Here is a 22,985-nt window from a genome sequence, read left to right as displayed (position 1 = left end):
CCCCGGTGTCCGGTTTCGGGGGATTGAGGTATCGCTACAGACGGCATACCCGATATCGACGTCCGCTATAGACGCATTTGGTGCACTGTGGCATGAAACGACATATCGGACTACCCTACGGCTCGGCCGAGCAGACGCATCGCCTCCGCGACCGCGGGCCGGTCCTGGTCCAGCCAGTCCACCTCGTCCACCCGGTCGGGGGTGAGCCAGCGGAGCTCGTCGTGGTCCTCCAGCGGCCGCGGCTCGCCCGCGACGAGACGGGCGGCCCAGACCCACAGCACATAGCCCGGCTTGAGGGGCCACGCGCCGGGAATCCGTGCCAGCGGCTCCACTTCGACGCCCAGTTCCTCGCGCAGTTCGCGGACCAGGCCCGCCTCGGGCGTCTCGCCCGGTTCCAGCTTGCCGCCGGGCAGTTCCCACCGGCCGGCGAGCTCGGGCGGAGCGCTGCGCCGCGCGGCCAGCAACCGCCCGCCGCCGAGTACGGCGCCACCGACCACGATCCGCGTCTTTTCACCCGTCACGCGGGGAACCTTACGACGAGGTCCGGTCGCGCAACCCCGAGCAGGCCCAGGCACCCAGCGCTCCCGGGCGGCGTACGTCCGTTCCCGGCGGCGTACGGGTGCAGGGCGGAGCGCGGTCGGACGGAACACAACCCCGGGTCCGCCTCAGGCCGCCGCGGAGGACGGCCCGGCACGACGGAGGACAGGCGCGGGCCGGCGGAGGGCACGCTTCCGATATGCGACTGCGACGCCCGCGGCGAGGCGGGCACGCCGGTCACGACGGGGTGCGGCGGCCTATCCGCTCGACCGAGTAGAGCTGCTTGTGCCCTTTCGACTCCAGGCGGGTGGCCACCCGCTCGGCCTCCGCCCTGGTGGCATAACGACCGACGCGATAGCGATTGCCGTTCTCGTCCTGGCGTATGACGAGCCATGGCAGCACGGCACCGCTGTCGCTCATCGCCTCGCCCCTCGCGCCGTCGCACATTTCCGTGCGCGCAGCGCCCTGGCCTGTGAGGAAATCGCGATCCGCATATGCCGAGCCTACGCCCGACCTTCACGCAACGGATACGCCTTTTCACAAAGAGGTACCGTTCCGGCCACGCGTTCGGGGTAGGGGCCAGGGGCCGCAGGCACGATCCGGCCGCACCCGGGCAACCGAAGGCCACCCCTCGCCTCAGCGGCGGTCACACCGGGACGATCGCGGGCGCGGGACACAGTACAGGCCGGGGTGGAGCCTCGCGGCAGGGGGCACCGATCAGCCCGTCAGAGGCGGTCCTCCCCCAACACCCTTGCTGTCGCGGCGGCTTGAAGGCACGCAGGGGACTCGCCTCCGATCCACGGCCGACGACGGGCGCAGGCGTGACGGACCGCCAGGACCGCGCTCAGGGCTGCGGAGAGGGCGCCTGACGGGCGTTCACCTCACGGAGCGGCAGGAACGGCAGGGCGGCGGTGGCGCGGCTGAGGGACAGCGGCCGCGCCCGCCGCGCCCGTCACCGTACGGGCAAGTGGTACGCGATGCGGTAACGATCCGCCGCAGTGACCACGTCCGCCGTTTCGACCGGCCTGCCGGACGCGTAGAAGGTGCGGGCCACCACCAGCACCGGATGCCCCGGCACACCGCCCAGCGCAAGCGTTTCCTCAGCGAGGCCCGGCCGCGCGCCGATCTCCTCCAGGACGTTGTCCACGACGACGTCGATGGCGGCCATGCGCTCGACCACCCCGCGCCCGGCGAGGGGCCCCTCCTCGGGCAGCATCACCGGCGTGCGGCCGGTGACCGCGAGCGGCTCCCACGACGTCGAAATCATGGCGGGCTCACCCTCGGCCCGGAAGAGGTACCGGGTCCGCATCACCCGCTCCCCTGGCTCGATGTCGAGCCGTGCGGCGATCGCCGGGCTCGCCGGCTCCTGCTCGCTGCTCGACTCCCAGGTGCCCTTGATCCGCTCGTCGGCCTGCTCCTGGCGGAACGGCGTGGAGTCGGCGGCGGACTGGTAGCCGGAGCGGGCGATCCGGCGCGGCACCGGCCGCTCCCGCACATACGTCCCCGACCCGGAGCGCCCCTCGACAAGCCCCTCGGCCATGAGCACCTTGCGCGCCTCGAGCGCGACGGTGTCCGAGACGCCGTACTCCTGGCGGATGCGAGCTTGGGACGGGAGCCTCGTGTGCGGCGGCAGTGAGCCGTCGACGATCTTCTGCCGCAGGTCACCGGCGACCCGAAGGTACGCAGGCTGCTCACCGAAAGGCACGTGCCCCTCCCACAGTTTGACAGACTGCAACACCCTGGCAACCGAGGGTTGCCGATCGCAAGTGGGGGCCAAAGATTCACCCGAAGTGCTGATCTTGATCAGGGCCCAGCATGAAGCCGCAGGAAGCGGGCCAGAACCGGCCGCGCGATCTGGGTGCCCCAGTTGCCCCAGTTGTAGTCGAACGCGTGGTCCGCCCACGGGATCTCGACGTACGAGTGCACCGCGCCCGCCCGCGCCAGCCGTGCGCTCAGCTCGCGCGCCTGGCCCACCGGGACGAGCCGGTCGTGGCTGCCGTGCAGCAGCAGGGTCGGCGGCACGTCCCGCCGTACGAGCCGGACCGGCGAGCCCAGGCGGAAGCCCGCGGACGCCGTCATCAGCGAACCGCCCATGAAGCGGCGCACCCTGGGATCCGCCCGGTTCGCGCCGCCCGCGATCATCCCGGCCATGTCCGTCGGCCCGTAGAACGAGACCACCGCGCGGACGGAGGTGTCGCCCCGGGTGTCGCAGGAGGGGCGGGGCCGGTTGTCGTGGGCGGTGTAGGCGGCGGACAGGGCGAGGTTGCCCCCGGCCGACGTGCCCGCGAGGACGATCCGCGAGGGGTCGACCGCGTACCGCTCCGCATGGCGCCGCACCCAGCCGATGGCGCACTTCACGTCACCGATCTGCTGGAGCTGGGTGGCGCGGGGCGCGAGCCGGTACTCGATGTCGAAGACGGCGTACCCGCGGTCGTTCAGCCACTCGTTCCAGCGCGGGGTCTGGCTGCGGTGGCCCGACTCCCAGCCGCCGCCGTGCACCCAGACGACGGCGGGGCGCGCGGAGGGCGACCGGCTGCCGTCCGGCAGCCATACGTCCATCTTCATCCGGTGCTTGCCCACACGCGCGTACACCAGGGTCCGGTCGCGCTCCGGCTCGCGGGAGTAGTTCAGACCCGCGAACTGCTGGGCCAGGGACAGCCCTTCACCGTGGACGCGGGCCGTGGCCAGGGCCGCCGCGTACGGCGCGAGGGCGCCGGCCAGGGCGATCGCGCAGGCGGACAGCGCGATCCAGCCGGCCCAGCGCTTCGCGCGGACGGCCCGGGTCCGCCAAAGACCGCGGACGAGTGCCAGGCCGAGCAGGGCCGGGATGCCGAGGACCGCGGTGCACCAGGACGTGGCGAGCACGGATGCGGCGGCGACGAGCGGGCGGCGGGGGAGTGGGACGAACACCAGCACCAGGAGCACGACTTCCAGGGCGGCGAGCAGGAGAAGCAGCGCGACGATCAGCCACCGTCCGATCCCGCGCGCCACTGGCATGACCGACCTCCTCGCACAGGCCCACCACGGCCCAGCACTTCCCGGCCGGACCGAAGTCGTCCCGCCGACTGGGCCGTTCGGCGCAGCGACGTGGCATCGGAGGGGGACACCGGGCCCAGGCACGGGTCCTTCGTGCCGCGCTGCCCGCCGCTTCCCGGCCCGCCGGTCTTTGCGGCCCCGCGCGCCGGGAGGGACGCTGGAGGCAGAGCGCGATCGAGGCCGTCCCGGAGCGCGTACGGCATGCGCCCGACCCCGGTCCGCCCGGGAGAGGTGAGTGGCATGCGCATGCTCATGAAGGCCCGGATGAACACCGAGCTGGCGAATCAGGCCATCAAGAACGGCACGCTGGAGAAGACCCTGCTCTCCGCGCTGGAGGGGCTGAGGCCGGAGGCGGCCTACTTCGTCAACGAGGACGGCGACCGCTGCGCGCTCGTGGTGTTCGACATGCAGGACTCCTCGCAGCTGCCGACCGTCTGCGAACCGTTCTTCCTCGAACTCGGCGCGAAGATCGACCTCGCACCGGTGATGAACGTCGACGACGTGCAGAAGGGCCTCGCGGACTTCATGGCCCGGCGGTGAGTCCCCTCCGAGCCCTCTCCTCCGTGGCTGCCGGATCCGTGCCGTCCGCCGTCGCGGTGCCGACGTACGCGGTGAGGAGCAGCGCGACGTCGTCGGGCCGCTCGGGGGCGATCCGGGCCTGCTGGACGACGTGGTCCGCCATGTCCTCCAGGGCCTCGGGCCCGGTGCCCGCGAGGACGGCCCGCATCCGGTCGACGCCCAGGTCGATGTCGTGGCCCGGCTGCTCGACGAGACCGTCGGTGTAGAGGGCCAGCACGCCGTCCACCGGCAGCCGGAATCGCGTCACCGGATAGGCGGCCTCCGGATCGACACCGAGCAGCGTGCCGCCGGGCAGGTCCAGGACCTCGGTCGAGCCGTCGGGGTGGCGCAGCACGGGCTGCGGATGGCCCGCGCGTACGGCACTGGCCAGTCCCGTACGGGGGTCGAGTTCGATGTAGCAGCAGGTCGCGAAGACGCCCGCGTCGAGGTGGGCGAGCATCCGGTTGGTGCGGCAGACGACGTCCTGCGGGGGGCTGTCGCTGGAGGCGAACGCGTTCACGGCGCTGCGGAGCTGCCCCATGACGGCGGCGGCCGCCACGCTGTGCCCCTCGACGTCGCCGATGACGAGGGCCACGCCCCGGCTCGTCTCGATCACGTCGTACCAGTCGCCGCCGATCTCCATGCCCTGGGTGCCGGGGAGGTAGCGGCCGGCCGTGCGCAGGCCCTCGACCGGGGGCAGCCGGTGCGGCAGGAGCGCGTCCTGCAGTCCGCGGGCGAGGGTGAACTCCGCGTCGTACAGCCGGGCCCGCTCCAGTGCCTGGGCGACCAGCCCGCCGAGGGCGGTCAGCGCGGCGCGTTCGTCGGCGGTGAAGCCGTGCGGGGCGTCGTAGCCGAGGATGAGCGAGCCGACGGGGTGGCTGGAGGCGATGAGCGGCAGGAACGCCCAGGCGTGCATCCGGTCCAGGGCGATGCCGGGGTAGGCGGCGGACAGGTGGCCCGGCGACTCGAAGAAGATGGGGACGCCGGTGGTGAGCGCCTCGACGCCGGGGAGGTGGGCGTCGAGGGAGACGCCCTCGAAGCGGTCGAGGAAGCCCTCGGGGTAGCCGGACTCCCAGGCGAGGTACATCCGCCGGTCGCGGACGACGTACATAGCCAGCTCCTGGCCGCCGAACGCGGGCAGCAGCTGCTCGGCGACCGCCACGCACACCTCGCGTACGGTCACGGCCTCGGTGAGCACGCTGGCCATCTGCACGACGTGGTAGAGGGCGCCGGGGCGGGTGAGAGCCATGGTCGTCTCGGGCGGGACGTGGAACCGCGGTTCCGGTACGGCCTCCCGCTCGCCCTCGGCGGCGCGAGGCGGCGGATCGCTCGGGAAGATCCGGCCGGTCAGGCCGTGCACATCCGGATAGAGGACGAATCCCAGCCATTCTCCGGCGGGGTGGTGCACCAGGAACGACGTGGGTTCCTGCGACAGCATGGCGGCCCGGTAGCGGTCCTCGTAGGCGGGGTCCGACAGCCAGGTCAGGACGTGCCAGGGGTGGCGGCCGAGCAGGTCCTCGCGGTCGCAGCGCAGCAGCTCCTCGCAGTGGTGGTTGACGTAGGCGACATGGCCGTCCTGGTCGAGCGAGAAGACGCCGTCGGGGAGGCGCTCGGCGGCCTCGGCGGCGGTGCTGCCGGAGGCGGCGTCGAAGACGACCCCGACGAGGCGGACGGTGGGGGCGGGCAGGCCGCCGGGCTCCGGCGGGGCGACGCCGGGGGTGGGCGCGGCGACACCGGGCATGGGGACGCCGGGCGTTGGCGGGGCGGTGTCCGGCTCGGGGGGTTCTCGCGTGAGTGCTTCCCGGCTGGACGGTTCCCAGGTGGGCGAAGCGGGGGTACGGGGGTGGGGCGTGGCCGGCGGCGGAGGGCCGGGGTCGGGCGGGGGCAGAGGCGGCGCAAAGGAGGACGAACCGGGTGCCGGGCCCTCCACGATGCGGCCCCACAGCTCGACGGGCCGGTAGCGGGCCTCGTTCTCGGTGACGTCCTGTACGTCGCGTACGTCGCGGACCCGGAACTTCCGCGCCCGGACCCAGCCCTTCTCGTCGGCCTCCGCAGCCGAGGACCGCAGCTCGTGGAGGTCGTCGGGGATGATCAGGTCCTCGACGTCGGCGACCGTGCCGCCGAAGGTCTCCGGAGTGGTGCCGAGTACGGCACAGGCGTCGGCGTCCGCGGCGAAGGCGCCGGTGCCGAGGTCCCAGTCGATGAGTCCGACCCGTATCCCGGTGGAGATGGCGTCCGGGGGCCGTATGCTCACCGGCTCGTCGTCGTACTCGACGCGGCGGTCGTGGGCGTCCAGGTGCCCCAGGGCGTCGCTGATGGACGCGACGGCGCCGAGGAGCCGGTCATGGCACTCCGCGAAGACGCCGTCCTGATCGCTCTCCGGACCGGTGTCGGTACCGGCGGCCGCGTCACCTGCCGCGCCCGCATCGCGCTCCGCGAGTGACTTGAGGACGACCAGAACACCGACGACCTCACCGTGGGCGCGCACAGGAAGGTAGGCGGAGGCGAAGGCGTACGGCAGACCGGCCGCCATCTGCGGATAGCGGCGCATGGTCTCGCCCTCGTCCGACAGATGGACCGGCTTCTCGGTGCGGTACGCCTCCGAGGTCGGGAGGGCGCCGCTGACCGGCATCCGCCACCAGGACTTGATCAGTGAGCGCGGCACTCCGGCGACCAGAGCGAGCACGAGGGAGCGGCGGTCGCGCGAGCGCAGGTAGATCCCGCCCCCGTAGCCGCCACCGGCCTGGACGGCCTCGGTCAGGACGGGTGCCAGGGTGGTGGCAAGGGCGCTCTCGGTGCCGGCCCCGCGATCACGGATTCCGGCGCCGGTTCGGGTGGCGGGTCCGGAACCGAGGCCCGTCCGCCCCGTCCCGGCCCCCGTCGGGGCTTCCTCGCCCACCATGTCGCGTCCTCCCGCTACGGACGCCCGCACGTCGTATCACCAGGATGTGCCAACCCGCGCCCGATGGCGCGCCGGGCGGGGGGACGGAATCCGCAGGGCCCGTACAGAGCGGATGCACGCGCTACGGCCGGGCCGCGGCCCGGCACCCCGCGGGGCTCGGCCCGGCGGGCGTCCGTCACGGGGCTCGGCGCGGCGGGCGTCCGTCACGGGGCTCGGCCCGGCGGCGCGTGCCCGCCACCACTCCGTGGCTATCCGGGCCGCCACGCCCGTACGAGATCCTCCGGCCCCCAGTGCGCGGTCAGCGGCAGATCATCGGCCACTCCGCAGCGGGAGACGGCGACCAGCGGAGTGTCCGGAGCGGCACCGGGGACAGCGAGCATGTCGCGTACCAAGGGGTCGTAGTCATGACGCCCGAAGGGCTGGGTCTCCAGCCACTCGACCGACCCCACGAAGTGCACCTGCCGAGCCGTCGGCTCGCGGTCCGCGCCGACGAGATCGATCTCGGGGCTGTTCTGACGGTTCCACCAACCGCCGACGGCCTCGGTCTCGGTCTCGGGCCATTCGTCATCGGGCATCAACGCAGCAAGGATGCTCGGACCACTGGTTCGACCGCTCGCCCGCGCCATGTGGTCCACGACCTCTCGAACCGTTCCAGTGCCACATCACCGCGGCCACGCTCGACGAGGGGGATCGCGCGCACGAGGAAGGCCAGCCAGAACCGCAGATACGGGTCGGCGATCCGGTAGCGCTTGTTCTTGGTGTCCGGCTTGACGGACAAGGGGAGATCAGCGGCCAGGACCGCTTGGCCTGCAACGCTGGGCGTCGACGGCCCCGGCGGCGTCGAGTCGGGTCATGGCCTGCACGTCGGCCAGGGTCAGGGGACGAACCGTCATTTTCGCTGCCCGGCCGAAGAACGGGCGCCCGTACGACTGCAGCGCCTCGATGACCGACGCTCGCTGCCCACCAGCAGCAGAAGGACGGGCTTGGACGACAGGGGGCCCGACTCCGACGAGTCGGGCCCCTGACCTGCACATGCGGCACCAGCGGCGTCGTGGAACGGCGCCTAGACGTTGAAGCGGAACTCCACCACGTCCCCGTCCTGCATCACGTACTCCTTGCCCTCCATGCGCGCCTTGCCCTTCGCGCGGGCCTCGGGGATGGAGCCGGACTCGACCAGGTCCTCGTACGAGACGATCTCGGCCTTGATGAAGCCCTTCTGGAAGTCGGTGTGGATCACACCGGCCGCCTCCGGGGCCGTGGCGCCCTTCTTGATCGTCCAGGCGCGGGACTCCTTCGGACCCGCCGTGAGGTAGGTCTGCAGGCCGAGCGTCTCGAAGCCGACGCGCGCCAGGGTGGCGAGGCCCGGCTCCTCCTGGCCCATGGCCTGGAGCAGCTCCAGCGACTCCTCGTCGTCCAGCTCGATCAGCTCGGACTCGATCTTGGCGTTGAGGAAGATCGCCTCGGCCGGGGCGACCAGGGCGCGCTGCTCCTCCTTGAAGGCCTCGTCCGTCAGCTCGTCCTCGTCGACGTTGAAGACGTAGAGGAACGGCTTGGTGGTGAGGAGGAAGAGCTCGCGGAGGAGCTGTCCTTGCTCGGTCTCCTTGGTGATGCCCGCTGAGAAGAGCGTGCGGCCCTCCTCGAGGATCGCCTTCGCCGCCTCGACGGCGCCGAGCACCGCGACCTTGTCCTTCTGCAGGCGGGCGTCCTTCGTCAGCCGCGGGAGGATCTTCTCGATCGTCTGGAGGTCGGCGAGGATCAGCTCGGTGTTGATCGTCTCGATGTCGCTCTTGGGCGAGACCTTGCCGTCGACGTGGACGACGTTCTCGTCCTGGAACGCGCGGATGACCTGGCAGATCGCGTCGGACTCACGGATGTTCGCGAGGAACTTGTTGCCCAGGCCCTCGCCCTCCGAGGCGCCGCGCACGATGCCCGCGATGTCGACGAAGTCGACGGTGGCCGGAAGCTTGCGCTCGGAGGAGAAGATCTCGGCCAGCTTGTCCAGGCGCGGGTCGGGGAGGCCGACGACGCCGACGTGCGGCTCGATGGTGGCGAACGGGTAGTTGGCCGCCAGCACGTCGTTCTTGGTCAGGGCGTTGAACAGGGTCGACTTGCCGACATTCGGCAGACCGACGATTCCGATCGTGAGCGACACGTGGCGACTTCCCGTAGCGAGAATGTGTGAAGGGACCCGGCCCGCCGTGCGGGCACGGTCATCCAGTCTACGGGCGTCGCGGAGGGTGCTCGGTACGCGGTGGGGACGGGCGGCCCGGCGCGGGCGAGCGGCACCCGGCCCGAGCGCGGGAGCCGCCGCACCGGGCACACACAGCCGCCGCACCGGGCGCACGGGCGGCGAGCGTGGCCGGGGCGGGACGGCCGAGGTCGAACGCAGGATCAAGGCCTGGCCAACGGCGTGTCCATATGCTGATTCCACCCGTGACGCGACCTACGTTGGTCCTGTGGATCACCCCAGGACCCGTAAGCCCCAGCGCGAACCCCGCGTGCCCGAGCAGGAGTCGGCCACCGTCTACCGCGCCGCGCCCCCGCGGACCGCGCCTCCCGTACTGGCGGCCCTGCGGCGGCTGCGGCTGCTCGAACGCGTGCCGGGCCCCCGCTTCACCGGGCTGGGCTGCGGGCTGCTCTCGATGCTCGCCATGTTCACGGCGGGCGCCCTGGACGAGTGGCTGCTCGACGGGTCCCCCTTCGTGTACGGCCTGGTCTTCGTCCTCGTCTGCGTCGCCGCCGGGCTCTGGGTACGCCCCGCCGACCTCATCGGGGCACCGGTCAGCGCACCGATCGCCTTCACGGCAGGGCTGCCTCCGATCAGCGGCGGCGAGGGCGGCATCGGCAGCCATGTGGTGGCGGTGTTCACGCAGCTCGCGCTGCAGGCCGGGTGGCTGTACGGGGGCACGCTCGCGGCCTGCCTGACCGTCGCCGCGCGCAAGGTCCTGCGCCTGGGAGACCGGGCGGCCCGGCGCGCGCAGAGCACGCCCGCGGGCGACCGGCCCGGCGAACGCACCCAGCGCGCCTGAGCGAGCGCATCCTCGCGAGGCGCTCGCACCTCGAAGCCGCGCGCCGCCTCGCACGAACGGCGGGCACGGCGAGCACCTCAACGCACGCCATCCCGCACGAACGGCGGGCACGGCGCGCACCTTCGAAACGCGCCCCCTCGAAGCCGCGCGCCGCCCCGCACGAACGGCGGGCACCGACGCGCTCCAGGCGCCCGTACCCGCCGCTTCCCTGTGCGGCCTTCGTGCGACCTTCGCCGCCGGCTACGCGACCTTCGCCGCCGGCCCCGCGTCCCGGTCGGCCGCCGCCATCGCCGCGCCCACGATCCCCGCGTTGTTCTGGAGCTGCGCGGGCTCGATCGCGGCCCTGATGCCCTCGATGTGCGGGAGGAACTTCTCCGCCTTGCGGCTCACCCCGCCGCCGAGGATGAACAGCTCCGGCGAGAACAGCATCTCCACGTGCGCCAGGTACTTCTCCAGCCTGCGCGCCCAGTGGTGCCAGCCGAGGTCCTCGTCCTCCTTGGCCTTGGTGGACGCGCGCTTCTCCGCCTCGTGCCCGTCCAGCTCCAGATGCCCGAGTTCGGTGTTCGGGACGAGGCGTCCGCCGGTGAAGACCGCGCTGCCGATGCCCGTACCGAGGGTCAGCAGGATGACCGTTCCGGTGCGGCCGCGGCCCGCGCCGAACGCCATCTCGGCGACCCCGGCGGCGTCCGCGTCGTTGAGGACCGTCACGGGCAGCCCGAGCAGATCGGCGAGCATGCCCTCCGCGTCGCGGTCCAGCCAGCCCTTGTCCACGTTGGCGGCCGTACGGGTGGTGCCGCCGGTGACCACTCCCGGGAAGGTCACGCCGACCGGGCCCGACCAGCCGAAGTGGTCCACGACCTCCTTGACGCATCCGGCCACGGCTTCCGGGGTCGCCGGATGCGGGGTGAGCACCTTGTGCCGCTCCTCGCGGAGGAGGCCCCGGTCCAGGTCGACCGGGGCGCCCTTGATGCCGGACCCGCCGATGTCCACGCCGAAAACATTCATGTGCACAACGCTACGGCGCGGAGCGGAACCTCACGTGCCGGACGCGGAGGAACCCCCGGACGGCGCCGTCGGGGACGTCGCGTCCGCGGAGCCTGTGGAGACCAGTCCCGCCGCCTCGGACCGCAGGTCACGGCGCAGCTCCTTCGGCAGCGAGAAGGCGATGGACTCCTCGGCGGCCGTCACCGTCTCCACGTCCTCGTAGCCGCGCTGGGCGAGCCACTCCAGTACGCCCTCGACCAGGATCTCGGGGACGGAGGCGCCGGAGGTGACGCCCACGGTGCTCACGCCCTCCAGCCACGCCTCGTCGACCTCGTCGGCGAAGTCGACCAGGTGCGCGTCCTTGGCGCCCGCGCCGAGCGCGACCTCGACCAGGCGGACGGAGTTCGAGGAGTTCTTGGAGCCGACGACGATGACGAGGTCGGCCTCGGCGCCCATCTGCTTGACCGCGACCTGCCGGTTCTGCGTGGCGTAGCAGATGTCGTCGCTGGGCGGGGAGAGGAGGTTGGGGAAGCGGCCCTTGAGGGCGTCGACCGTCTCCATGGTCTCGTCGACCGACAGGGTGGTCTGGGAGAGCCAGACGACCTTGTCCGGGTCGCGGACCTCGACGTTCTTCACGTCCTCCGGGCCGTCGACGAGCTGGATGTGGTCGGGTGCCTCGCCGCTGGTCCCGATGACCTCCTCGTGGCCCTCGTGGCCGATGAGGAGGATGTCGTAGTCGTCGCTCGCGAAGCGGACGGCTTCCTTGTGGACCTTGGTGACGAGCGGGCAGGTGGCGTCGATGCTGGCGAGCTTGCCGCGCGCGGCCTCTTCGTGGACGACCGGCGCGACGCCGTGCGCCGAGAAGATCACGATGTTGCCCTCGGGGACCTCCTCCGTCTCGTCGACGAAGATGGCGCCCTTCTTCTCGAGGGTCTTGACGACGTACTTGTTGTGGACGATCTCGTGGCGCACGTAGACCGGTGCGCCGTACTGCTCCAGGGCCTTCTCGACGGCGATCACGGCACGGTCCACACCTGCGCAATAGCCCCGGGGGGCGGCGAGCAGGACGCGGCGCCGGTCTTCGCGGTGCGAGACGTCTCCGCTGGAGGCACTGGCGGGCGACGGGCTGGGCGTAGCAGTCATGCGCACCATCGTAAGGCCGCGTCGCCGAGCGGTTCGTTCGCCTCGTACCCAGACTGGGACCGGGTCGTCGCATGTGGCGGGCAGGGGCCGCCCGGGCGGCCGACCTCCGACTCCGCGGGTGGCGGACCGGGGCTCCGCGTGTGGCGGACGAGGAGGAGCGATGGCCGGCGGGAAGGACGGCGTCGGCCGGGACCGGCCGGAGTCCGGGGCGCTGCGCCGGACGCTGGGGGTGCGCGATCTCGTCGTCTACGGGCTGCTGTTCATCGCGCCGATGGCTCCGGTCGGCGTGTTCGGCGCCCTGGACGCCAGAAGCCACGGCGCGGTCGCGCTGGTCTACGCGGTGGCGACGGTCGCGATGGCGTTCACCGCTTTCAGCTACGCCCTGATGGTCCGGGTGGTCCCGCGGGCGGGCTCGGTGTTCGCGTACGCGCGGGCGGCCCTCGGTGAGCTTCCGGGGTTCGTCGCCGGGTGGATGGTGCTGCTGGACTATCTCCTCATCCCGGCCGTCGCGTATCTCTTCTCCGGCATCGCGATGGAGGCGCTGGTTCCCCAGGTGGACCAGTGGGTGTGGACGGCGGTCGCGGTCGTCGTCACGACGGCGCTGAACCTGTCGGGCGTACGGGTCGCGGCGCGCGCCGGTCTCGCGGTGCTGGTCCTGGAGATCGCGGTGCTGTGCGTGTTCGTCGTCTCGGCCCTGGTGGCGCTGGCCGGGGGCGGCGCGGAGCGCGGCTGGCTGTCGCCCCTGACGGGCGACGGCTCTTCGGCCTTCTCGGCGGGCGCGGTGGTGGCGGCGGTGTCGGTGGCGGTGCTGTCGTATCTGGGCTTCGACGCGATCGCCTCCTTCGCGGAGGAGGTGCGGGGCGACGGGCCCCGGCGAGCGGGCGACGGGGCGCACGGAGTGGCGGCCGAGGGCGCGGAACGGGTGGGGCGCGCCGTGCTGTTCTGCCTGGCGCTGGCGGGCGCGCTGTTCGTTCTGCAGACGTATCTCGCGGCCCTGCTGACCCCCGTCTCCTCGGCGGCGCTGGCCGCCGAACCCGCCCTCCAGGGCGCCGCGTTCTACGCGGCGGTGGACGCCGGCGTCGGCGACTGGCTGCACGACCTGATCGCCGTGAGCAAGGCGATCGGCGCGGCCTTCGCGGCGCTGGCCGGGCAGGCGGCCGCCGGGCGGCTGCTGTTCGCGATGGCCCGGGCGCGGCGGCTGCCGGCCGCGCTGTCGGCTGTGGAGGCCCGGTCCGGCGTACCGCGGCGTGCGCTGCTCCTCTCCGCCGTGGTGACGCTGGGCGCGGCCGGGTGGGCGTCCCGCGAGGACAGCGGGCTCGGGCACCTGGTGTCGGTGGTGGACGTCGGCGCGCTGTGCGCCTTCACGCTGCTGCACGCCTCGGTGATCGGCTGGTTCGCCGTACGCCGCCGTGGCCCCGGGTTCGGCGTCGTCCGGCATCTGGTCGTCCCTCTGCTCGGCATGGCCGTGACGGTCGCGGTGATCGCGAAGGCCTCCGGGACGGCGCTCGTGGCGGGCGCGGTCTGGCTGGCGGCGGGGCTCCTCGGGTACGGGTTCCGGCGGGCGCGCCGCGCTGTCGGCGGGGACGGCTAGCCTGCCCGTATGGGTCTCAACACCTCGCCGGACGCGCCCATCCCCGTGGGCCAGGTGTCACGGCTGATCGGCGGATGGATCGACCGGCTCGGCGCCGTGTGGGTCGAGGGGCAGATCACGCAGCTCTCGCGGAGGCCCGGCGCGGGCGTGGTGTTCCTGACCCTGCGCGACCCCTCGCACGACATCTCCCTCTCGGTCACCTGCTACCGCATGGTCTTCGACCGGGTCGCGGACATCGTCTCGGAGGGCGCGCGGGTGGTCGTGCACGCCAAGCCCGAGTGGTACGCGCCCCGCGGGCAGCTCTCGCTCCGCGCCACCGAGATCAAACCGGTCGGGGTCGGCGAGCTGCTGGCCCGGCTGGAGCAGCTCAAGAAGGCGCTGGCGGCGGAGGGGCTGTTCGCGCTCGACCGCAAGCGGACGCTGCCGTTCCTGCCGCAGCTCATCGGGCTGGTCTGCGGGCGGGCATCGGCGGCCGAGCGCGACGTGCTGGAGAACGCGCGCCACCGCTGGCCCGCCGTCCGCTTCGAGATCCGCAATGTGGCGGTGCAGGGGGTGCACGCCGTCCCCCAGGTGGTGCAGGCGGTCAAGGACCTCGACGCGCAGCCGGACGTGGACGTGATCGTCGTGGCGCGCGGCGGCGGCAGCGTCGAGGACCTGCTGCCGTTCTCGGACGAGCAGCTCGTACGCGCGGTGGCCGCCTGCCGTACGCCTGTGGTCTCCGCCATCGGGCACGAGCCGGATTCCCCGCTGCTCGACCTGGTCGCCGATCTGCGCGCCTCGACCCCGACCGATGCCGCGAAGAAGGTCGTGCCGGACGTGGGCGAGGAGCTGACCCGGATCCGGCAGCTCCGCGAGCGGGCGCTGCGCACGGTCACGGGTCTGCTCGACCGCGAGGAGCGTGGCCTGGCGGCCGCCCGCCACCGGCCGTGCATGGAGCGGCCTCAGCGCATGGTCGAGGAGCGGGAGGAGCAGGTCGCGGCCCTGCTGCACCGCGGCCGCAGGACGCTCGGTCACCTGCTGGACCGCGCCGACTCGGAGCTGGCGCACACCCTCGCCCGGGTGGTGTCTCTCTCCCCCGCGGCCACGCTGGAGCGGGGGTACGCGGTGCTGCAGCGGCCCGACGGCGCCGTGGTCCGGGCCGCGGACGAGGTCACGGCGGAGGAGAAGCTGCGGGCGCGGGTGGCCGACGGAGAGTTCACGGTGCGGGTCACGCCGTGACCGGAGCTGTCACAGGCCGCCTCTAGGCTGGACGCATGACCACTACGGACGAGAAGGCCGGCGAGGCGGGCGGACCGGTCGCGCCGCCCGACTCGACGCTCGGCTACGAGCAGGCGCGGGACGAGCTGATCGAGGTCGTGCGCAAGCTGGAGGCCGGAGGGACGACCCTGGAGGAGTCCCTGGCGCTCTGGGAGCGCGGCGAGGAGCTGGCCAAGGTCTGCCGCAGGTGGCTGGAGGGTGCGCGGGCGCGGCTCGACGCGTCCCTCGCGGAGTCCGGTGAGGGCGGGGAAGGGGAACAGGGCGGGGACGGCGAGTCCGGCGCGGGCTCCGGGGACTGACCGGCCGGAGGCGCCCGGTCGCGCTTTCCGGCATGCGCAGCCGTGCGCCACTGCACCTTCCGGCATGCGCAGCCGTGCGCCACCACGCGTACACCGCCGCACCCGGCGCAGCCCTCTCTGACATGTGAAGCCGGTCACATTTCCCGCGTTAGTTGAATAGTCACCCAATGCTCGTGGTTATGCGATCCGGCAACGGAACACCGCGTAAGGCTGGAGAAGTGACCCCCATGACCCTCGCCCTCGACACGACCGCGCAGGACCTCCTCTTCCGTGAGGCCCGGACCGCGAACACGTTCACCGACGAGCCGGTGAGCGACGAGCAGATCCAGGCGGTCTACGACCTGGTGAAGTACGCACCCACGGCGTTCAACCAGTCGCCACTGCGCATCGTGCTGGTCCGCTCCCCCGAGGCCCGCGAGCGCCTCGTCCGGAACATGGCGGAGGGCAACCGGCCGAAGACCTCCACGGCGCCGCTCGTCGCGATCCTGGCCGCGGACCACGAGTTCCACGAGGAGCTGCCCCGGCTCTTCCCCAAGTTCCCGCAGGCCAAGGACGCCTTCTTCAGCGAGCGTCCGGCCCGCGAGAAGTCCGGCTCGTTCAATGCCGCGCTGCAGGTCGGCTACTTCATCATCGGCGTCCGGGCCGCCGGCCTGGCCGCGGGCCCGATGACCGGCTTCGACGCCGAGGGGATCAACAAGGAGTTCTTCCCCGACGGCGACCACGGCGTGCTGACCGTGGTGAACATCGGCAAGCCGGGGGAGGACGCCTGGCAGCAGCGCAGCCCGCGCCTGGCGTACGACGAGGTCGTCACGACCGTCTGACGCGTTCCGCCCGCGCCGGGCCCGCGCGCCGGGTCCTCAGCAGGGCAGGGCCCGTGACAGGCCTGAGGGCTCTCGCAAGGCGAGAGCCCTCAGGCCTTTGCGTCCTTTGGTGCCCGGCGCCTCATCCGAAGCCCGGCGCGTCCCCGATACCGGCTTCGTCGCCCGGCCGCCGGCCTTCGTCGCCGGACGGCCCCGGCGACGCCCTGCGAGGCGTTCAGCCGTCCTGCGAGGTCTTGAGCGCCGCCGCCATCTTCGCGAGCTGCGCGTACGACGCGGTGCCGGTCACGACCGTCGTCACCCCGCGCTCCTCCCGCACCAGCGCGTCGTACTTCTGCCCCTCGTAGCGGACCCAGCTCGCGTCGCCGATCCGCTGCTCCCGGCCCGTCTTCTCGGCGCCGTGGCTGACCTTGGTCACGAACTTCGACGCCCGGCCGTTGCTCTGCTCCACGGCCACGTACTGATCGTCCGGGTCGAGGAAGCCCAGGTGCCAGACGGCGCCGTCCGGGTTGCCGCCGTCGTAGCGGACCGAGGTCGCGCGCCAGGGCTTCGGCAGGCCCTCGGGGGCCGCGACCGGGTACGGCGCGGCGCGGCGGGCGGTGTCCAGCTCGACCTGGTAGCTGATCCGCTTGACCGGGTCCTTCGAGGGGTCGTGCGGGATGAAGAGATAGATGCCCGCGACAACGACCCCGATGACCGCCATCGAGAGCACCATGTCCCGAACCGTCTGCGTACCGCGCATACCTGCCACGCGCCCCATCGTCCCTCATCACCGGGGGCGCGATTCCGGCACCCCCCACGGGGCACTCGGTCCTCACCACCGACGGCGGCACCCGGTACCGCCCCCACCACCGGACTTCCGGGCCCGGCCCCTGGCAGCGCTCATGCGTGGGGCCCTCTGCTCACATTCGCGATGAACGGATAAAGTCACTGGCACCCTCTTCATTCCGGCCGTCGTCGTACAGAAAGGTGCGCTCCGATGACCGATCATTCTCTGCCGTCCCAGCTCGAGGTGAGCCCGGAGGCTCCCGACCGCAACCTCGCCCTGGAGCTCGTCAGGGTCACCGAAGCCGCCGCGATGGCCGCGGGGCGCTGGGTGGGCCGCGGCGACAAGAACGGCGCCGACGGCGCCGCCGTGAACGCCATGCGGACCCTCGTCAGCACCGTCTCGATGAACGGCGTCGTCGTCATCGGCGAGGGCGAGAAGGACGAAGCCCCGATGCTCTACAACGGGGAGCGGATCGGTGACGGCACCGGTGCGGAGTGCGACATCGCCGTGGACCCGATCGACGGGACCACGCTCACGGCCAAGGGCATGCCCAACGCGGTCGCCGTCCTCGCCGCCGCCGACCGCGGCGCCATGTTCGACCCGTCCGCCGTCTTCTACATGGACAAGCTGGTCACCGGGCCCGAGGCCGCCGACTACGTCGACATCACCGCTCCCCCGTCGGTCAACATCCGCCGGGTCGCCAAGGCCAAGCACAGCGCGCCTGAGGACGTGACGGTCGTGATCCTCGACCGGCCGCGCCATGAGTCCCTGGTCAAGGAGATCCGCGAGACCGGCGCCCGGATCAAGTTCATCTCGGACGGCGACGTCGCGGGCGCGATCATGGCCGTACGGGAGAGCGGCGGCATCGACATGCTCATGGGCGTCGGCGGGACGCCCGAGGGCATCATCGCCGCCTGCGCCATCAAGTGCCTCGGCGGCACCATTCAGGGCAAGCTGTGGCCCAAGGACGACGAGGAGAAGGCGCGGGCCCTGGACGCGGGCCACGACCTCGACCGGGTGCTGCACACCGACGACCTGGTCAAGGGCGACAACGTGTTCTTCGTGGCCACCGGGATCACGGACGGCGAGCTGCTGCGCGGTGTGCGGTACCGCGCGGAGACCGCCAGCACGGAGTCGCTGGTGATGCGCTCGAAGTCCGGCACGATCCGGAAGATCGACTCCACGCACCGGCTGTCGAAGCTGCGCGCCTACAGCTCGGTCGACTTCGACCGCGCACGCTGAGCCGGACCCGCTGAGCCGCGCCCGCCCGAACCGCGGCGGCGACCGGCCGCGGAGGCCGACGACATGCGCCGGGGGCGCCCCCGCCACGGCAGGGGCGCCCCCGGCGGACGTGTCACCCGGCAGCTGCGATGTGCGGAACGGCGGCGGAGCGCGCCGCTTTCTGCAGCTCCACCTCCCGGCGCCGGCGACGGGCCAGCACGACCCGGCGCTCGGCCGCGGTCAACCCGCCCCACACGCCGTACGGTTCCGGCTGCAGCAGTGCGTGCTCCCGGCACTCGACCATCACCGGGCACCGGGCGCAGACCCGCTTCGCGGCCTCTTCACGCGACAGCCGGGCGGCTGTCGGTTCCTTGGAGGGCGCGAAGAACAGCCCGGCCTCGTCGCGGCGGCACACCGCCTCCGAGTGCCAGGGCCCCGCTTGATCCCTGGCGGGGATGCGCTGCGGCGGCACGGCGGCCTGCAGGGGCTGATGCGGCGGTTGCAGCACGGTCTACTCCTGACGACGGCATTCGCGAAAGAGTCACCCTTGCCCGTCCCCCCGACGCGCGGCCGTGTCCCAACCCCCATGCCGCACAAGAAGACGATGGGGCAGTCCCTACCCGCTGTGCGCGCGCCTATGCACACCGTTGCATTTTGCTAGTGCCCGAGATGTTTGCGCGGCGAACCGTCCACTCGTTCGTGGGAGTTGCCCCTGAGGCGGGCGTGCAGATCGCGTAGCCGCTTGCCCCGCTTCGGGCGGGCCTCGATGCTGCCGAAGACCGCCCAGCCGGTGACCACCACGACCGGAGCGCCAGGCTCCGTCGACTCCTGGGTGTCGATCTCGGCGCTGCCGAAAACGCCCGTGCCCGAGCCGCGCAGCGTCACGTTCTCGGGGACCCTGACCTCCACGCTCCCGAAGACCGATGTCGCGTTGACGACGATCTGCTGCTGCTCGAAGACGGCCTCGGTGAGGTCGATCTCGACGCTGCCGAAGCAGGCGAACGCGTTCGTCCGGCCGCCGACCCGCCAGCGCCCCCGGCGCACCGATGCGCTGAAGACGGCGACGAGGTTCACGGCCGGCGCCGGGACGCCGCCCGGCGCCGCGTGGGCGGGCGCGGGTGCCGGCGCCTGCGGGGCGCCCGTCGGCAAGTCCCGTACGAACGGCTCGAGTTCACCCAGGGTCTTGGCACGGTAGACCCCGTCGATCCGGTCGGAGTGCTCCTCCGCGGTCAGCCGCCCCTCGGCGACGGCCTCGCGGAGGATGTCGGCGATCCGGTCGCGGTCCGCGTCGGACGCACGGATCTCCCCCTCGGCGACGGGCTCGGCCGCGGGGGCCGTCGCCCGCTTGGTCATCGGCACCGGCTGCTGCTCAGGCTCATTCACCGGCCCAGCGTACCGAAACGCGATAGATCGCGACTAGGGTCCTGCCGTCCCCGGGTCGTTCCTCCCGGCCGCCTACTGAGCCTTACCTCACAGCCTCGGGCGCTCGGGCTCGTTCTACGCTTGTCTGCGCTGTCATCGAAGCCAGCTGCCCGTCTGCCGAGTGAGGAATGACCCGATGGCCTCCGCCTCCCGCCCGAACCGCCCTGAGTTCGCCTACACGGACCTGCTGCCCCTGGGCGAGGACACCACGCCGTACCGCCTGGTGACCTCGGAGGGCGTCAGCACCTTCGAGGCCGACGGGCGGACCTTCCTCAAGGTCGAGCCGGAGGCGCTGCGCGCGCTGGCGGCCGAGGCGATGAAGGACATCTCGCACTATCTGCGCCCGGCCCATCTGGCCCAGCTCCGCCGCATCCTGGACGACCCCGAGGCGTCGTCGAACGACAAGTTCGTCGCCCTGGACCTGCTGAAGAACGCGAACATCGCGGCCGCGGGCGTGCTCCCGATGTGCCAGGACACCGGCACCGCGATCGTCATGGGCAAGCGCGGCCAGAACGTGCTGACGCAGGGCAGCGACGAGGAGGCCCTGAGCCGGGGCATCTACGACGCGTACACCGAGCTGAACCTGCGCTACTCCCAGATGGCGCCGCTGACCATGTGGGACGAGAAGAACACCGGCTCCAACCTCCCGGCGCAGATCGAGCTGTACGCGACCGACGGCGGCGCGTACAAGTTCCTCTTCATGGCCAAGGGCGGCGGCTCGGCCAACAAGTCCTTCCTCTACCAGGAGACGAAGGCCGTCCTGAACGAGTCCTCCATGATGACGTTCCTGGAGCAGAAGATCCGTGCGCTGGGCACGGCTGCCTGCCCGCCCTACCACCTGGCGATCGTCGTCGGCGGCACCTCCGCCGAGTACGCGCTGAAGACCGCCAAGTACGCCTCCGCGCACTACCTCGACGAGCTGCCGGCCGAGGGCTCGCCGACCGGTCACGGCTTCCGTGACAAGGAGCTGGAGGAGAAGGTCTTCGAGCTGACGCAGAAGATCGGCATCGGCGCCCAGTTCGGCGGCAAGTACTTCTGCCACGACGTGCGCGTCGTCCGGCTGCCGCGGCACGGCGCCTCCTGCCCCGTCGCCATCGCCGTCTCCTGCTCCGCCGACCGCCAGGCCGTCGCGAAGATCACCGCGGAGGGCGTCTTCCTGGAGCAGCTCGAGAAGGACCCGGCGAAGTACCTGCCGGAGACGACCGACGAGGAGCTGACCGAGGGCGCGGGCCCGGACCTGGACGCCGTCGCGATCGACCTCGACCGCCCGATGGACGAGGTGCTCGCCGAGCTGACCCGGCACCCCGTCAAGACCCGGCTGTCGCTGACCGGCACGCTCGTCGTCGCCCGTGACATCGCGCACGCGAAGATCAAGGAGCGGCTGGACGCGGGCGAGGGCATGCCCGAGTACCTGAAGAACCACCCCGTCTACTACGCGGGCCCCGCCAAGACCCCCGAGGGCTACGCCTCCGGCTCCTTCGGCCCGACGACGGCCGGGCGCATGGACGCGTACGTCGAGCAGTTCCAGGCGGCCGGCGGCTCGAAGGTCATGCTCGCCAAGGGCAACCGCTCCCAGCAGGTCACCGACGCGTGCAAGGCGCACGGCGGCTTCTACCTCGGCTCGATCGGCGGCCCCGCCGCGCGCCTGGCCCAGGACTGCATCAGATCAGTGGAGGTCCTGGAGTACGAGGAGCTGGGCATGGAGGCCGTCTGGAAGATCGAGGTCGAGGACTTCCCGGCCTTCGTCGTCGTGGACGACAAGGGCAACGACTTCTTCCAGGACCCGTCCCCCGCCCAGCCGTTCGTGACGAACATCCCGGTCCGCGGCCCCGGCCGGTAGCGGACCGGCGCGCTACGCCGCGGTGTGGTGCGCCAGACGCGCGTGCGGATCCGGCTCGCCGTGAGCGGCGGCCGGGTCCGCGTGCACCAGGGCGGCGGTGAGCCGCGGTAGGGCGTGCAGCAGGGCGTGTTCGGCCTCGACGGCGACGTGGTGCGCGGCGCGTACGCTCAGCTCGCCGTCCACGACGATCGCCACCTCGGCACGCAGCCGGTGCCCGATCCAGCGCATCCGCAGCTCGCCGACCTCCACGACGCCCGGCACGCGCAGCAGCGCGGCCGCGGCCGCGTCCACGAGCGCGGGGTCGACGGCGTCCATCAGACGCCGGAACACCTCGCGGCCCGCGTCCTTCAGCACCAGCAGGATGGCGACGGTGATCAGCAGCCCCACGACGGGGTCGGCGGCCCGCCAGCCGATGGCCGCGCCACCCGCGCCGAGCAGGACGGCCAGGGAGGTCAGCCCGTCGGTACGGGCGTGCAGCCCGTCGGCGACCAGAGCCGCGGACCCGATGCGGCGGCCGGTGCGGATGCGGTAGCGGGCCACCCACTCGTTGCCGAGGAATCCGACGACGGCCGCCGCGGCGACCGCGGGCAGGTGGCCGACCGGGCGCGGGTCGAGCAGCCGGTCGACCGCCGCCCAGCCCGCCAGGACGGCCGAGGCGGCGATGGTCAGCACGATCACGATCCCGGCGAGATCCTCGGCGCGCCCGTACCCGTAGGTGAAGCGGCGGGTGGCGGCCCGCCGGCCGAGCAGGAACGCGATGCCCAGCGGCACGGCGGTCAGCGCGTCGGCCGCGTTGTGGACCGTGTCGCCGAGCAGGGCCACGGAGTCCGAGACGACGACCACGACGGCCTGGAGCACGGCGGTCAGAGCCAGAACCCCCAGGGAGATCCACAGCGTTCGCATGCCCTCGGCGGAGGACTCCATCGCGGAGTCGACCTTGTCGGAGGCGTGGTGGCTGTGCGGGGTGAGGACATGCGCGATCCGGTGCCGCGCCCGCGCCCACGCGCCGGGGGCGTGATCGCGCCCCTGCACCGGGCCATGTCCGTGCTCGTGACCCTGCACAAGGCGGTGGTCGTGCACGGGGCGACCCGTGCGGTCGTGGTCGTGTACGGAGTGGGGCGCGCGGTCGCGGCGGTGCGCGGGCCCGTCGGCGCGGGCCTGCGGGTGACCGAGCGGCATCTCGTTCCTCGCGTCATCGCTCACGCGGTCTAGTATGTGCGTATGAACGCACGCATGCACCTCTCACATGCGCATGGTGCGCGGATACCCGACGACGGCGAACGCCTGACCGTCGCGGCCGAGGTCCTGGCCCTGCTCGCCGACCGCACCCGCCTGGCGCTGCTGGCCCGCCTCTCCGAGGGCGAGGCGGACGTGACGACGCTGACGGCGGCCTGTGACGCGGCCCGGCCGTCGGTGAGCCAGCACCTGGCCCGGCTGCGCCTCGCCGGACTCGTCACGACCCGCAAGGAGGGCCGCCGGGTCGTCTACGCGCTGGGCCACGGCCATCTGCGGAGACTGGTGGAGGAGGCCCTGAGCGTCGCCGACCACCGCATCGGCCGGCTCCCGCCGCACGACTGAG

The 22,985-nt window shown here is 72.4% G+C and carries 23 protein-coding genes; 9 read left to right on the top strand and 14 right to left on the bottom strand.

The annotated features are described in order from the left end of the window. Positions 1-110: 110 nt before the first annotated feature. The 4 genes from ABZ822_RS13605 to ABZ822_RS13590 all read right to left on the bottom strand — a co-directional run bounded on the left by ABZ822_RS13605 (position 111) and on the right by ABZ822_RS13590 (position 3,534). The gene (locus ABZ822_RS13605; RefSeq protein ID WP_360852427.1) at positions 111-500 is read right to left on the bottom strand and encodes a (deoxy)nucleoside triphosphate pyrophosphohydrolase; all 390 of its coding nucleotides are present in this window, start codon (positions 498-500) and stop codon (positions 111-113) included. Between the two features lie 274 nt (positions 501-774). Beyond that, complete coding sequence (locus ABZ822_RS13600) at positions 775-957, bottom strand: SPOR domain-containing protein (protein WP_360851791.1); 183 nt, start codon at positions 955-957, stop codon at positions 775-777. 532 nt (positions 958-1,489) lie between these two features. Then, the gene (locus ABZ822_RS13595; RefSeq protein WP_360851788.1) at positions 1,490-2,242 is read right to left on the bottom strand and encodes a GntR family transcriptional regulator; all 753 of its coding nucleotides are present in this window, start codon (positions 2,240-2,242) and stop codon (positions 1,490-1,492) included. 98 nt (positions 2,243-2,340) lie between these two features. Further along, positions 2,341-3,534, bottom strand: a complete 1,194-nt coding sequence (locus ABZ822_RS13590) for an alpha/beta hydrolase (protein WP_360851785.1) — start codon at positions 3,532-3,534, stop codon at positions 2,341-2,343. A gap of 279 nt (positions 3,535-3,813) precedes the next feature. Between ABZ822_RS13590 and ABZ822_RS13585 the strand changes: the two genes are divergently transcribed. Further along, positions 3,814-4,113 (top strand): hypothetical protein, encoded by a 300-nt coding sequence (locus tag ABZ822_RS13585; protein ID WP_360851782.1) that lies wholly within the window; start codon positions 3,814-3,816, stop codon positions 4,111-4,113. Here the strand turns inward: ABZ822_RS13585 and ABZ822_RS13580 are convergent. From ABZ822_RS13580 to ychF, 4 genes are all read right to left on the bottom strand, one after another. Then, positions 4,097-7,033 (bottom strand): SpoIIE family protein phosphatase, encoded by a 2,937-nt coding sequence (locus ABZ822_RS13580; protein ID WP_360851779.1) that lies wholly within the window; start codon positions 7,031-7,033, stop codon positions 4,097-4,099. The two genes, ABZ822_RS13585 and ABZ822_RS13580, sit on opposite strands and share 17 nt — an antisense overlap. Positions 7,034-7,281: 248 nt before the next feature. Continuing rightward, positions 7,282-7,608 carry a hypothetical protein gene (locus tag ABZ822_RS13575; protein WP_360851776.1) on the bottom strand — a complete coding sequence of 109 codons (327 nt, stop codon included), beginning with the start codon at positions 7,606-7,608 and terminating at the stop codon, positions 7,282-7,284. Next, on the bottom strand, positions 7,608-7,811 hold the full coding sequence (locus tag ABZ822_RS13570; RefSeq protein WP_360851774.1) for a hypothetical protein: 204 nt from the start codon (positions 7,809-7,811) through the stop codon (positions 7,608-7,610). Before ABZ822_RS13570 ends, ABZ822_RS13575 begins: the two co-directional genes overlap by 1 nt. A gap of 285 nt (positions 7,812-8,096) precedes the next feature. Then, complete coding sequence (gene ychF, locus ABZ822_RS13565; RefSeq protein ID WP_360851771.1) at positions 8,097-9,185, bottom strand: redox-regulated ATPase YchF; 1,089 nt, start codon at positions 9,183-9,185, stop codon at positions 8,097-8,099. Between the two features lie 304 nt (positions 9,186-9,489). Here ychF and ABZ822_RS13560 point away from each other — a divergent pair, with 304 nt between their 5' ends. Then, positions 9,490-10,062 carry a DUF6542 domain-containing protein gene (locus tag ABZ822_RS13560; protein ID WP_360851768.1) on the top strand — a complete coding sequence of 191 codons (573 nt, stop codon included), beginning with the start codon at positions 9,490-9,492 and terminating at the stop codon, positions 10,060-10,062. A 240-nt stretch (positions 10,063-10,302) separates the two neighbouring features. Here the strand turns inward: ABZ822_RS13560 and ppgK are convergent, their stop codons facing one another. Together ppgK and ABZ822_RS13550 are read right to left on the bottom strand one after the other, a co-directional pair. Then, positions 10,303-11,067, bottom strand: coding sequence for a polyphosphate--glucose phosphotransferase (ppgK, locus tag ABZ822_RS13555; RefSeq protein ID WP_360851766.1), 765 nt, complete (start codon positions 11,065-11,067; stop codon positions 10,303-10,305). Between the two features lie 30 nt (positions 11,068-11,097). Beyond that, a complete protein-coding gene (locus tag ABZ822_RS13550) occupies positions 11,098-12,189 on the bottom strand; it encodes a 4-hydroxy-3-methylbut-2-enyl diphosphate reductase (protein WP_360851764.1) in 1,092 nt (363 codons plus the stop codon). A gap of 160 nt (positions 12,190-12,349) precedes the next feature. Between ABZ822_RS13550 and ABZ822_RS13545 the strand changes: the two genes are divergently transcribed. The 4 genes from ABZ822_RS13545 to ABZ822_RS13530 all read left to right on the top strand — a co-directional run bounded on the left by ABZ822_RS13545 (position 12,350) and on the right by ABZ822_RS13530 (position 16,157). Continuing rightward, complete coding sequence (locus ABZ822_RS13545) at positions 12,350-13,780, top strand: APC family permease (RefSeq protein ID WP_360851762.1); 1,431 nt, start codon at positions 12,350-12,352, stop codon at positions 13,778-13,780. A 9-nt stretch (positions 13,781-13,789) separates the two neighbouring features. After that, positions 13,790-14,998: an exodeoxyribonuclease VII large subunit gene (xseA, locus tag ABZ822_RS13540; protein ID WP_360851759.1), complete on the top strand. Its 1,209-nt coding sequence runs from the start codon at positions 13,790-13,792 to the stop codon at positions 14,996-14,998. A 35-nt stretch (positions 14,999-15,033) separates the two neighbouring features. Then, positions 15,034-15,336: an exodeoxyribonuclease VII small subunit gene (locus ABZ822_RS13535; RefSeq protein ID WP_360851755.1), complete on the top strand. Its 303-nt coding sequence runs from the start codon at positions 15,034-15,036 to the stop codon at positions 15,334-15,336. Positions 15,337-15,563: 227 nt separating this feature from the next. Next, complete coding sequence (locus ABZ822_RS13530) at positions 15,564-16,157, top strand: malonic semialdehyde reductase (RefSeq protein WP_360852425.1); 594 nt, start codon at positions 15,564-15,566, stop codon at positions 16,155-16,157. A gap of 214 nt (positions 16,158-16,371) precedes the next feature. Here ABZ822_RS13530 and ABZ822_RS13525 read toward each other — a convergent pair whose 3' ends face one another. Continuing rightward, positions 16,372-16,896, bottom strand: a complete 525-nt coding sequence (locus ABZ822_RS13525) for a DUF4245 domain-containing protein (RefSeq protein ID WP_360852422.1) — start codon at positions 16,894-16,896, stop codon at positions 16,372-16,374. A gap of 237 nt (positions 16,897-17,133) precedes the next feature. Between ABZ822_RS13525 and glpX the strand changes: the two genes are divergently transcribed. Further along, positions 17,134-18,165 (top strand): class II fructose-bisphosphatase, encoded by a 1,032-nt coding sequence (glpX, locus tag ABZ822_RS13520; protein ID WP_360851752.1) that lies wholly within the window; start codon positions 17,134-17,136, stop codon positions 18,163-18,165. A 112-nt stretch (positions 18,166-18,277) separates the two neighbouring features. Here glpX and ABZ822_RS13515 read toward each other — a convergent pair whose 3' ends face one another. After that, positions 18,278-18,652 carry a WhiB family transcriptional regulator gene (locus ABZ822_RS13515; protein ID WP_360851750.1) on the bottom strand — a complete coding sequence of 125 codons (375 nt, stop codon included), beginning with the start codon at positions 18,650-18,652 and terminating at the stop codon, positions 18,278-18,280. A gap of 149 nt (positions 18,653-18,801) precedes the next feature. After that, positions 18,802-19,497, bottom strand: a complete 696-nt coding sequence (locus ABZ822_RS13510) for a DUF1707 domain-containing protein (RefSeq protein WP_360852419.1) — start codon at positions 19,495-19,497, stop codon at positions 18,802-18,804. A 205-nt stretch (positions 19,498-19,702) separates the two neighbouring features. Here ABZ822_RS13510 and ABZ822_RS13505 point away from each other — a divergent pair, with 205 nt between their 5' ends. After that, entirely contained in the window at positions 19,703-21,406 is a 1,704-nt protein-coding gene (locus ABZ822_RS13505; protein ID WP_360851747.1) for a fumarate hydratase, read from the top strand. A 12-nt stretch (positions 21,407-21,418) separates the two neighbouring features. Here the strand turns inward: ABZ822_RS13505 and ABZ822_RS13500 are convergent, their stop codons facing one another. Continuing rightward, entirely contained in the window at positions 21,419-22,609 is a 1,191-nt protein-coding gene (locus tag ABZ822_RS13500; protein ID WP_360851744.1) for a cation diffusion facilitator family transporter, read from the bottom strand. 18 nt (positions 22,610-22,627) lie between these two features. On the opposite strand from ABZ822_RS13500, the gene ABZ822_RS13495 reads away from it, so the two are divergent. Continuing rightward, complete coding sequence (locus ABZ822_RS13495) at positions 22,628-22,984, top strand: metalloregulator ArsR/SmtB family transcription factor (protein ID WP_360851741.1); 357 nt, start codon at positions 22,628-22,630, stop codon at positions 22,982-22,984. Position 22,985 lies beyond the last annotated feature (1 nt).

Source organism: Streptomyces sp. NPDC047108, assembly GCF_040643575.1.
In the GTDB taxonomy this organism is placed as follows: Bacteria; Actinomycetota; Actinomycetes; order Streptomycetales; family Streptomycetaceae; genus Streptomyces.
This window is presented reverse-complemented; position numbering and strand designations above follow the sequence as displayed.

Excerpts from the sequence above, each read along its gene's own strand:
- ABZ822_RS13530 (WP_360852425.1), top strand. The coding sequence starts at position 15,564 with ATGACCCTCGCCCTCGACACGACCGCGCAGGACCTCCTCTTCCGTGAG.
- ABZ822_RS13495 (WP_360851741.1), top strand. The coding sequence starts at position 22,628 with ATGAACGCACGCATGCACCTCTCACATGCGCATGGTGCGCGGATACCC.
- ABZ822_RS13505 (WP_360851747.1), top strand. The coding sequence starts at position 19,703 with ATGGCCTCCGCCTCCCGCCCGAACCGCCCTGAGTTCGCCTACACGGAC.
- ABZ822_RS13545 (WP_360851762.1), top strand. The coding sequence starts at position 12,350 with ATGGCCGGCGGGAAGGACGGCGTCGGCCGGGACCGGCCGGAGTCCGGG.
- xseA (WP_360851759.1), top strand. The coding sequence starts at position 13,790 with ATGGGTCTCAACACCTCGCCGGACGCGCCCATCCCCGTGGGCCAGGTG.
- ABZ822_RS13550 (WP_360851764.1), bottom strand. The coding sequence starts at position 12,189 with ATGACTGCTACGCCCAGCCCGTCGCCCGCCAGTGCCTCCAGCGGAGAC.
- ABZ822_RS13575 (WP_360851776.1), bottom strand. The coding sequence starts at position 7,608 with ATGCCCGATGACGAATGGCCCGAGACCGAGACCGAGGCCGTCGGCGGT.
- ABZ822_RS13525 (WP_360852422.1), bottom strand. The coding sequence starts at position 16,896 with ATGCGCGGTACGCAGACGGTTCGGGACATGGTGCTCTCGATGGCGGTC.
- ABZ822_RS13600 (WP_360851791.1), bottom strand. The coding sequence starts at position 957 with ATGAGCGACAGCGGTGCCGTGCTGCCATGGCTCGTCATACGCCAGGAC.
- ABZ822_RS13585 (WP_360851782.1), top strand. The coding sequence starts at position 3,814 with ATGCGCATGCTCATGAAGGCCCGGATGAACACCGAGCTGGCGAATCAG.
- ABZ822_RS13590 (WP_360851785.1), bottom strand. The coding sequence starts at position 3,534 with ATGCCAGTGGCGCGCGGGATCGGACGGTGGCTGATCGTCGCGCTGCTT.
- glpX (WP_360851752.1), top strand. The coding sequence starts at position 17,134 with ATGACCGATCATTCTCTGCCGTCCCAGCTCGAGGTGAGCCCGGAGGCT.
- ABZ822_RS13580 (WP_360851779.1), bottom strand. The coding sequence starts at position 7,033 with ATGGTGGGCGAGGAAGCCCCGACGGGGGCCGGGACGGGGCGGACGGGC.
- ppgK (WP_360851766.1), bottom strand. The coding sequence starts at position 11,067 with ATGAATGTTTTCGGCGTGGACATCGGCGGGTCCGGCATCAAGGGCGCC.
- ABZ822_RS13510 (WP_360852419.1), bottom strand. The coding sequence starts at position 19,497 with ATGACCAAGCGGGCGACGGCCCCCGCGGCCGAGCCCGTCGCCGAGGGG.
- ABZ822_RS13535 (WP_360851755.1), top strand. The coding sequence starts at position 15,034 with ATGACCACTACGGACGAGAAGGCCGGCGAGGCGGGCGGACCGGTCGCG.